The following is a 9335-nucleotide window of genomic DNA, read 5'->3' on the forward strand; positions in this document are numbered from 1 at the left end:
ACCCCCTTTGCCCCTCACACGGTTCGCCCCGCCATGGACAGCCTGCACGACCTGATCCCGAGGGCGGCCGACGGGGCGCCCTACCCCCTGGCCCAGCACCGGGGACAGGTGATCCTGATCGTCAACACCGCCTCGAAATGCGGGTTCACGCCGCAATATGCCGGGCTGGAGGCCCTGGCGCAGAAGCACCGGGCCGAGGGCCTCGTGGTGCTGGGGTTTCCCTGCAACCAGTTCGGCGCCCAGGAGCCGGGGGATGCGGCCGAGATCGCCCGGTTCTGCAGCCTGACCTACGACGTCAGCTTCCCCGTCCTCGCCAAGGTCGCGGTGAACGGCCCCGCCGCCGACCCGGTCTTCGCCCATCTGACCAAGGCGAAGCCCGGCCTCCTCGGCAGCCGCGCCATCAAGTGGAACTTCACCAAGTTCCTGATCGGGCGCGACGGGCGGGTGATCGCCCGCTACGCCCCCTCGACGAAGCCGGAGGCCCTGGAGGCCGCCGTCGCGGCCGCCCTGGCGGAGCCCGCGCCGGCGCCTTGAGGGCCCCGAGATCGCGGGCCGGCCGGGACACCCGGTGCGCTATCCCCAGCCGGCGGGCGCGATCGACGGGCAGCGTTAGGAAAGTCCTGCGGAAATCCCACAGGGCGAGGAACCACCTGAATCGACACAGGGAGGGCGACAGAAGCCGGGGCCGCCCGTCGCCGTCCCGCGGCGCGTCCGGACCCGGATGGCCGACCCAGAGGCGCGCCGACTCGACGATCCGGTGAAGAGTTCGTTAGCCGGCGTTCAGCCTTGGTATGCCAAATACTCCCGAAGGCATTGCCGGATCATCCCGGAATGTCGTGCGATCCAGGGGGGCGGGGAGCGGGCATGGCGGCAGGACACGGGCGACGGGCCTCGGCGAACGGGGAGGCTGGCATCACGGCGTTGCCGGGCCGGGCGATGCCCGAGGCGGTGCGGGCGCATCTCGGCTCGGAACTCAAGGCCTTCTACGCCGCGATCCTCGCCGAGGATCAGCCGGCGGCCCTGCTCGCGCTGATCGACCGGCTGGAGGCGCCACCGGCCGCGGCCGCGGAGTTTCGCGCCGGCCTGCTGGAGGCCCTGCCGGGCCTGCGCGCCTTCGCGCTGTCGCTCGCCATCGCGCCCAATGCCGCCGACGACCTGGTGCAGGAGACCCTGCTCAAGGCCTGGGCGAACCGCCACCGTTTCGAGCCCGGCAGCAACCTGAAGGCCTGGCTCTGCACCATCCTGCGCAACCAGTTCTACACCGAGTGCCGCAAGCGGAAGCGCGAGGTCGAGGACGCGGACGGGGCGATGGCCGCCCGGATCGTCGCGCCGGCCGCGCAGGAGGCGAGCAGCGACCTGCGCCGGGTCTGGCAGCATCTCGGACGGCTGCCGGCCGCCCAGCGCGAGGCCCTGATCCTGGTCGCGGCGCAGGGCATGACCTACGAGGCCGCCGCGGAGCTGATCGGCTGCCAGGTCGGCACCATGAAGAGCCGGGTCAGCCGGGCCCGGGCCTTCCTCATCGGCTCCCTCGGGATGGAGGCGCGCGGCGCGGCTTCGTGAACCTGCGCCGACGCCCGGCCGAGTCGCCCGGCAGAGTCGCGCGCCCGGACCGGGACCGGTCTTTTTGCCGTCGAGATCGTCCGGATCGCGGACGGCGGCGGTTCGACCTCTGCATCGCGGCGCAGATCGGCATGGATCGGTCCGGCCGATTTCGCCGTTGCTTCCGCCGCGGGCGGCATTCCGTCGATGTCATCGCCACCGATCGCAGGGATCGATCCATGATGAGCGCCCGGACCTACCGCGTCACCCTGGAGACCCGCGACGGGCGTCGCGTCCTGACCGCCGGGGCCGAGCGCGAGGCAGCCCTGATGGCGGAATCGGTCCTGCGCCTCTATGCCGGCCAGACCCTGACGGTGGGCTTCAGCGTCGCCTGCGCCGACCCGGAGGCGCGCCGCCGCATCGCCTATTACCTGACCGACGTCGCCCTCGAACTCGAGCTCGTCTGACCGGACCCGTCCGGCACGCCCCGCGCCCTGCGCCGATCGACCCGCCCGCACGGGAAGGCCCTCGCTTCGGCGAGAATGCGCTATAAGTCGCGCCGGCGGATCCGGGCGCGACCGCCAGGCACAGGGCCCAGCACCGAGTCGGATAAATGCGGTTCTCGATCAATCACGACACCGGCGACTCGATCCGGGGCTGGATCGCCCCGGACAATCCCCAGGCGATCAGCCGCGTGGTCGTGGCCATCGGGGGGCGGCGCGTCGCCGAGGTGGCCGCCAGCGAAAGCCACGAGGAATTCGTCAAGGCGGGCTGGCACTCGACCGGCCAGTGCATCTTCCAGCTCACCGAGGCGGAGGTGCCGGGGCTCGCCGGGACGCCGCGCCTGGACCTCTACGACTCGGACACCAACGTGCTGGTCTACCGCCGGATGCCCGAGGACAGCGTGCTCAGCCGGCGGATCATCCTGCTGAACACCAGCGTCCATCAGGATGCCGGCCTCGAGGCCGCCCTGTTCCCGTATTTCCGGCAATCCTACTTCAACCTGCACAAGCTGCCGGACGACACCCTGTCGAACATCCTCGGCGACAAGATCCTCACCTCCTGCCTGCTGTCGGGCGGCGTCAGCGTCCCCCGCTACGAGCACTTCTTCGCCGACGGCAACATCATGACCGCGATGCTCGTCTCGGACCCCTACATCGAGATGGCCACCCGTATCCTGTGGCTGCAGAGCCGCGCGGCCTCCGCCGCCGAGCCGGCGAACCGGTGGCGCTACGGGGCCCTGGCCGAGAGCGCCGCCTTCACGGCCGATTACGACTTCGCCGATGCCAGGAGCATCAAGCGCTTCCTGCGCATGCTGCCGGAGCCGGCCTACCGCCTGCTCTACAATCCGCTGACCCGCCAGCTCGGGACCCGGATGCCGGACGACAATCTCGGCCCGGGAAACTCGATCGTCGCCATCGAGGTCCTCGCGCGCCTCGACGTTGTCGGGCATGCGAGCCGCTACAACGCCTTCACCGCGACCCTGTTCGACCGCATCGGCGTCGAGTCCAAGGCGGTGACCCGGCCGCCGGTGCCGGACGGGGTCCTTGCCCTCGCGGGCCGCCTGCGCGGCATCCGGGAAGCCACCGAGATGATCGTCTTCGACAAGGCCATCGCGGACGCGGTCGAGAATTCGGTCACGCGGGTGTGGAATGATTGACGCGGTCCCGTCGGGACCGTCCACGAGGTTGGGCCGATCCGCGGGATCGGGACAGGTCCGGTGAGGCGAGCCATGTCGTCAGCGCAGATGGCCCCCCGTGCCGGGGGCAGGCCGGTCCCCGGTCTCGTCGAACGGCTGGGCGAGTTCCGCAGCCTCGGGGTGAACTGCGAGTTCGGCTTCGTGCAGCGCTGCAGCGGAGCGGAGCCGTCCGGCCTCCTGCGCTTCGCCTACACGCCGATCGAGTCCCTGATCCACGGGCTGCGGACGGATTTCGCGGCCTACGGCGCGCCCGGCGACCTGCACCTCTCCGAAACGCCCGAGGGGCACTATTACTGCGCCAGCCGGCGCTACGAGATCTGGAACAACACCGGGTACGCGGTCGGCGCCATCGATCCCGAGGTCCTGCTCGAGAGGGAGTACGGGCGCGTGGCCCATCTCCGGGTCCGGATGCTGACCGAGCTCGCCGAGGGCTCGAAGATCCTCGTACGGAAATTCGGCCCCGAGGACACGGAGGCGACGTTCGCGGACCTCACGGCGGCGATCCGGACGCACGGACCGTCGACCGTCCTGCGCGTCGTGGAGCACGGCGCCGACTGGCGGCCCACGCCCGTGCGCCGGCTCTCCGAGCACCTGCTGGAGGGCACCGTGCGGCGCTTCTCGCCGCGGGAGCGCGCCTACGCTGTCGATCTGGAGCCCTGGGTGCGGGTCTGCGACAGCGCCTACGCGGCCCGGCACGGGCTTCGGGAGGCGGATCTCCATGCCGGCCGGGTGGCGCCGGTGGCGTTCTCCGACAGGCTCCGCGAGCACCAGGGCAAGGATCGCGAAGCGCTGCTGACCTCCTTCACCAAGGGGGTCGACCCGGCGGCCTTCGACCCCGGGACGATCTACACCTTCGCCAGCTGGGTCTGGATTCCGACGGATTGCGCGGCCTCCCGCATCCTCGCGGCCGCGGGCAACGCCGTCACGGGCAACCAGGATGCCGACCTGACGATCCGCGAGCGCTGGCAGCGGGTCTGGGCCTCGGGCCGCTTCCGTCCCAGCGCGGAACGGGCCCCCGTCGGGCTCGGGATGATCGGGACGAGCGCGGACCGGTTCTATTCCTGGGGCGGCGCGCTGCACGAGGGGCCGGTGCCCCTCCCCGGCGAGCCCCCCGCCGTCAGGCCCTCGCCCCTGCGGCGCATGCTCGACCAGGCGCGCGCGGTCACGCACCGGTTCTCCTGACGATCCGCCGCGCCGGTCCCGACGCATCGTGGGGCGGGGCGTGCCGGGCGGGCCTGCGGGGGAAATCGGGACTCGTCCGTCATCGCCCGGCACGGCCGGCTCCGACGGACACCGATCGCGCGGGCGCGCCGTCTCAGGCGTTGGCGGAGGCCGGGGCGGCGCCCAGCGCGTCGGGGGCCGGGACGGCCCGGGACTGGACCTCGATGAACACCCGCGTCACGTCGGGGCTGCGGGCCTTCAGCCGGGCCTCGACCCGGGCGACCATGGCCTCGATCTGGCCGGCGGTCAGGCTGTCGTCCATGTCGAGGCTGACATTGACGAGGACGTCGGCGGGGCCGAGGTGCTGGGTCAGCACGGTGTTGACGTGGTGCACCCCCGCCTCGTCGCGCACCACGGCGCGGATCGCCGCCACCAGCTCGGGATCGGCGGCCTCGCCGATGAGGAGGCCGTGCGTCTCGACCATCAGGAACGCCGCCATCCCGATCAGGATCAGGCCGATGCCGATGGAGGACCAGCCGTCGAGGGCCGGCATGTCGAGGACCCGGGCCAGGACCACGCCGGCCAGCGCCACCACGAGGCCCATCAGGGCGGCGACGTCCTCGGCCAGCACGGTGAACAGGGCCGGGTCCTTGCTCCGCCGGATGGCGGCGAGCGGCGGGCGGCTGCCCTTCTCGGCCCAGAACGCCTTCATGGCCACGAAGCAGGAATAGCCCTCGGCCATCACCGAGAAGCCCAGGATCGCCACGTTCACCCAGAAGCCCGAGACGGGGTAGCCCCAGACCACGGCATCGGCCGAGGGCTCGGGATGCTGGAGCTTGTGGATGCCCTCGTAGACCGCGAAGGCGCCGCCGCCGAGGAAGATGAACAGCGCGACGATGAAGGCATAGAAATAGACCTCGCGGCCGTAGCCGAACGGGTGCGTCTCCGTGGCGGGGCGCTGCGCGCGCTTCATGCCGATCAGGAGCAGGATCTGGTTGGTGGTGTCGACCACCGAGTGTACGCCCTCGGCCAGCATCGCCGAGCTGCCAGTGAGGAAGGCTCCGACGAACTTGGCCGCCGCGATCGCGAGGTTGGCCCCCGCCGCGGTGTAGATGGCGCTGGTGCTCTCGTGGGCCATGCGGCAGGGATCTCTCGGGCTCTGGAGCGGGCGTCGCCTTCGACCGCGCGTCCGACCAAGCGTCGCGGGTCAAGCGTCGCCGTTGGGGGGCAAAGCGCAGGCAACGCGCAGGGCACCCGGAAGGTTCGCCGCCTCCGGATGATTCGCGCGCCGCGTTCGTGCAGCGTCCGGCACGGGGGCCGGATCGATCCCGCCCGAGGTGGACGCGGCGCGCCGGTCTGTGCATCGTGCGCGCCGATCGCACCCGCCAGACCCGGAGCCGGCCGCCGTGACGGACATGCCCCAGACCCTCGCTCCAACGCCCGCCTACGACCCCGACAACATCTTCGCGAAGATCCTGCGCGGGGAGATCCCGGCCGAGCGGGTCTACGAGGATGCCGACACCCTCGCCTTCATGGACGTGATGCCGCAAGGGGACGGCCACACCCTGGTGATCCCCAAGGCCCCGGCCCGCGGCCTCCTCGACGCCGACCCGGATTCCCTCGCCGCCCTGGCGCGGACGGTGCAGCGGGTCGCCCGCGCGGTGAAGGCGGCCTTCGCGGCCGAGGGCCTGACGGTGTTCCAGTACAACGAGCCGGCGGGCGGGCAGACGGTGTTCCACCTCCACGTCCACATCGTGCCGCGCTTCGAGGGCGTCCCGCTGCAGCGCCACGGCGGCGGCATGGCCGACCGGGCGGTGCTGGCCGAGCACGCCGCGCGCATCCGGTCGGCGCTCGCGGCGGGCTGAGTCAGGCGGCGCCGCTCACCGGCAGGCTGGCGAGGAGCCGGCGCAGGGCGGCGTTCTCGGCCTCGAGTTCGCTGATCCGGCGCACCAGGGCGAGCATCGAGGCGGCGTCGTCCGCCGGGGGCGGGGCCGCCGCGGCGGGCACGGGCGCCGGCGCCGCCTCGTCCACGAAGGTGATGCCGATGCCGTCCGCCCGGCGCCAGCACAGGGAGGCGCGGTAGGTCCGGTCCTTCTGCGGGATGTAGAGGTCGAAACTCTCGGGCAGCGTCGAGGTCTCGGTGAGGGCCAGGCGGGCGCCGGAGGGGGACAGGTCCCGCACCAGGCAGTCCATGGTCGAGGCGCCCTTGTTGAAGATGATCCGCCCCTTGAGGAAGGTCCTCAGGCGCGATTCCCTGCGATGCTCCGACATGCTGTCCCGCTCCGGCATGCTGCCGCGTCTTCCGTCATCGGCCCGGCTCCGACCCCGGACCCATCGGGCGCCACCCTGGCACGGCGCCCTTAAGGAATGATCGCCGCGATGCGTGAGCGGGCAGGCGCCGCGAGCCTTCCGGGCGGGAGCGCCGCGGGCCTCAGTGGAAGCGGCTGTCCATGGTCTGGAATAGGTAGAAGCCGTTGAAGCGCACGGCGGTCTCGGCCGCGCGGTCGTCGAAATCGGCGGGGGCGTCGCCGGCCGTCGCGAGCTTGCCGCCGAAGGCCCAGCGACCGTTTCCGAGGAAGGGCGGCACGGCGCGGCTCTCCGGCACGGCGCAGCACAGGCCCTCGACGCTCCTGAGGCAGAAAACGTTGTAATTCTGCATCGGTCAATCTCCGATTCGCCCACCCAAGCTACGCCCTAAGCAGGCAATCGGACAGCACTGTGTCGATCAGGTCTCCGGAACGTTGCGGGCGAGCTCCGCCAGCCAGGGCTCGGCGCTGCCGTCGGAGGGCGCACGCCAGTCCCCGCGCGGCGACAGCGCCCCGCCGGCCGAGACCTTCGGCCCGTTGGGCAGGGCCGAGCGCTTGAACTGGCTGAAGCCGAAGAAACGCTTGAGGAACACGCCGAGCCAGCGCCGGATCTCGGGCAGGTCGTAGGCGCCGCGCTCGGATTCGGGGAAGTCCGGCGGCCAGGCTCCGGCGTCCGCATTCCCCCAGGCATGGAGCGCCAGGAAGGCGATCTTCGAGGGCGGGAAGCCGTAGCGCAGGGTGTAGAACAGGGTGAAGTCCTGCAGGGCGTAGGGGCCGATCACGCCTTGCGTGCTCTGCGGGGTCTCGCCCGCCGCCACGGGTACCAGTTCGGGCGAGATCTCAGTGTCGAGGATCGCCGCCAGGGTCGTGCCGACCTCGGGCGCGAACTGGCCCGAGCCGATGACCCAGCGGATCAGGTGCTGGATCAGGGTCTTGGGCACGCCGGCATTGACGCCGTAATGGCTCATCTGGTCGCCGACGCCGTAGGTGCACCAGCCCAGCGCCAGCTCCGACAGGTCGCCGGTGCCGATGACGAGGGCGCCGTTCTGGTTGGCGAGCCGGAACAGGTAGTCGGTGCGCAGGCCCGCCTGCACGTTCTCGAAGGTGACGTCGTAGACCGGCTCGCCGCGCCCGAACGGGTGGTCCATGCCCTTGAGCATCACGGTGGCGGCCTCGCGGATGTCGATCTCGCGGGCGGTGGTGCCGAGCGCCCGCATCAGGGCGTGGGCGTTGGCCTTGGTGCCCGCCGAGGTGGCGAAGCCCGGCAGGGTATAGGCCAGGATGTTCTCTCGCGGGAGGCCGAGCCGGTCCATGGCCTTGGCCGCCACGATGAGGGCGTGGGTGGAATCGAGGCCGCCGGAGACGCCGATGACGACCTTCCGCGTCCCCGTCGCCTCCAGGCGCTGGGCGAGGCCCGCCACCTGGATGTTGTAGGCCTCGTAGCAATCCTGGGCGAGGCGGGCCGGATCGGCGGGCACGAAGGGGAAGCGCTCGACCCTGCGCCGCAGGCCGAGGTCGCCGGCCGGCGGATCGAGCCGGAAGGACACCCGGCGATAGGGGGCCCTCGGCGGCGCGGCCCGCCCCGAATCGTCGAAGCTGCCCATCTGGAGCCGCTCCTGGGCGAGGCGGCCGAGGTCGATGTCGGCCAGGGTCATCACGGGCTCGGGCGAGAAGCGCGGTCCCTCGGCGAGGCGCACCCCGTTCTCGTCGATGCTGGTCTGCCCGTCCCAGGACAGGTCGGTGGTGGATTCGCCGGCGCCGGCGGCGGCGTAGACGTAGGCGCAGAGGCAGCGCATCGAGGCGGCACGCGACAGCATCGCCCGGGATTCCGCCCGGCCCACCGTGATCGGGCTGCCCGACAGGTTGGCGAGCACGGTGGCGCCGGCGAGCGCCGCGTCGGTGCCGGGGGAGGCGGGCACCCAGAGGTCCTCGCAGACCTCGATGCCGAGGACGAGGTCGGGGATGTCCGCGGCGGCGAACAGGAGGTCGGTGCCGAAGGGCGCCTCCAGGCCGGCGACCCGGATGGTCTCGCCCGCGATCCCGGCGCCGGAGGCGAAGTGGCGCTTCTCGTAGAACTCCCGGTAGGTCGGCAGGAAGCTCTTCGGGACCACCCCCAGGAGGCGGCCGCGGTGGATGGCCAGGGCGCAGTTGTAGAGCCTGTGGCCCCAGCGCAGGGGTGCGCCCACGACGAGGACGGGCTGGAGCGCGGCCGAATCCGTGACGAGGCGTGCGACGGCCGCCTCCACCGCGTCCAGCACCGTCACCTGCAGGAACAGGTCCTCGATGGCGTAGGCCGAGACGCAGAGCTCCGGGAACACCGCCACGGCGACCCCGGCGCCGTCGCAGGACCGGGCGAGGGCGAGGATGCCGTCCGCGTTGCGGGCGGGGTCGGCCGGATGGCTGCGGGTGGTGCAGGCGGCGACCCGGGCGAAGCCGTGCCGGTAGAGCGAGCGGAAGCCGGGATCGGCCGGGGCGGGCGTGGTCGCCGAGGGATTGGGCAAGGGCGGGGCTCCGGGCTGGTCGCACCGGGACCTTAGCCCCTGGCGCCATCCGCCTCCAGCGCCAGGGTTAAGCGGCGGCCCGAGCAGGCCGGGGCGAGGGGGCTCCGGGTTCGGAGGGCTCGATGCGGG

The 9335-nt window shown here is 72.0% G+C and carries 10 protein-coding genes; 6 read left to right on the forward strand and 4 right to left on the reverse strand.

Features of this window, described 5'->3' with window-relative positions; genetic code table 11:
• The first annotated feature begins 33 nt into the window (after positions 1-33).
• From AC3WLN_RS22630 to AC3WLN_RS22650, 5 genes are all read left to right on the forward strand, one after another.
• Positions 34-534 carry a glutathione peroxidase gene (locus AC3WLN_RS22630; protein ID WP_463777747.1) on the forward strand — a complete coding sequence of 167 codons (501 nt, stop codon included), beginning with the start codon at positions 34-36 and terminating at the stop codon, positions 532-534.
• Positions 535-864: 330 nt separating this feature from the next.
• Positions 865-1560 (forward strand): sigma-70 family RNA polymerase sigma factor, encoded by a 696-nt coding sequence (locus AC3WLN_RS22635; RefSeq protein ID WP_492485040.1) that lies wholly within the window; start codon positions 865-867, stop codon positions 1558-1560.
• Positions 1561-1778: 218 nt separating this feature from the next.
• Positions 1779-2006 (forward strand): hypothetical protein, encoded by a 228-nt coding sequence (locus tag AC3WLN_RS22640; RefSeq protein WP_492485042.1) that lies wholly within the window; start codon positions 1779-1781, stop codon positions 2004-2006.
• 146 nt (positions 2007-2152) lie between these two features.
• A complete protein-coding gene (locus AC3WLN_RS22645; RefSeq protein ID WP_492485044.1) occupies positions 2153-3199 on the forward strand; it encodes a hypothetical protein in 1047 nt (348 codons plus the stop codon).
• Positions 3200-3271: 72 nt separating this feature from the next.
• Positions 3272-4420: a hypothetical protein gene (locus AC3WLN_RS22650; protein WP_492485046.1), complete on the forward strand. Its 1149-nt coding sequence runs from the start codon at positions 3272-3274 to the stop codon at positions 4418-4420.
• Positions 4421-4553: 133 nt separating this feature from the next.
• Here AC3WLN_RS22650 and AC3WLN_RS22655 read toward each other — a convergent pair whose 3' ends face one another.
• Positions 4554-5537, reverse strand: coding sequence for a cation diffusion facilitator family transporter (locus AC3WLN_RS22655; protein ID WP_492485048.1), 984 nt, complete (start codon positions 5535-5537; stop codon positions 4554-4556).
• A gap of 277 nt (positions 5538-5814) precedes the next feature.
• On the opposite strand from AC3WLN_RS22655, the gene AC3WLN_RS22660 reads away from it, so the two are divergent.
• Positions 5815-6264 (forward strand): HIT family protein, encoded by a 450-nt coding sequence (locus tag AC3WLN_RS22660; protein ID WP_492485054.1) that lies wholly within the window; start codon positions 5815-5817, stop codon positions 6262-6264.
• A gap of 1 nt (position 6265) precedes the next feature.
• Here the strand turns inward: AC3WLN_RS22660 and AC3WLN_RS22665 are convergent, their stop codons facing one another.
• The 3 genes from AC3WLN_RS22665 to AC3WLN_RS22675 all read right to left on the reverse strand — a co-directional run bounded on the left by AC3WLN_RS22665 (position 6266) and on the right by AC3WLN_RS22675 (position 9206).
• Positions 6266-6670 carry a PilZ domain-containing protein gene (locus AC3WLN_RS22665; RefSeq protein ID WP_492485050.1) on the reverse strand — a complete coding sequence of 135 codons (405 nt, stop codon included), beginning with the start codon at positions 6668-6670 and terminating at the stop codon, positions 6266-6268.
• Positions 6671-6830: 160 nt separating this feature from the next.
• Positions 6831-7058 carry a hypothetical protein gene (locus AC3WLN_RS22670; RefSeq protein WP_463777723.1) on the reverse strand — a complete coding sequence of 76 codons (228 nt, stop codon included), beginning with the start codon at positions 7056-7058 and terminating at the stop codon, positions 6831-6833.
• 66 nt (positions 7059-7124) lie between these two features.
• The gene (locus AC3WLN_RS22675; RefSeq protein WP_492485052.1) at positions 7125-9206 is read right to left on the reverse strand and encodes an NAD(+) synthase; all 2082 of its coding nucleotides are present in this window, start codon (positions 9204-9206) and stop codon (positions 7125-7127) included.
• Positions 9207-9335 lie beyond the last annotated feature (129 nt).

Source organism: Methylobacterium sp. FW306-05-D, from assembly GCF_058782155.1.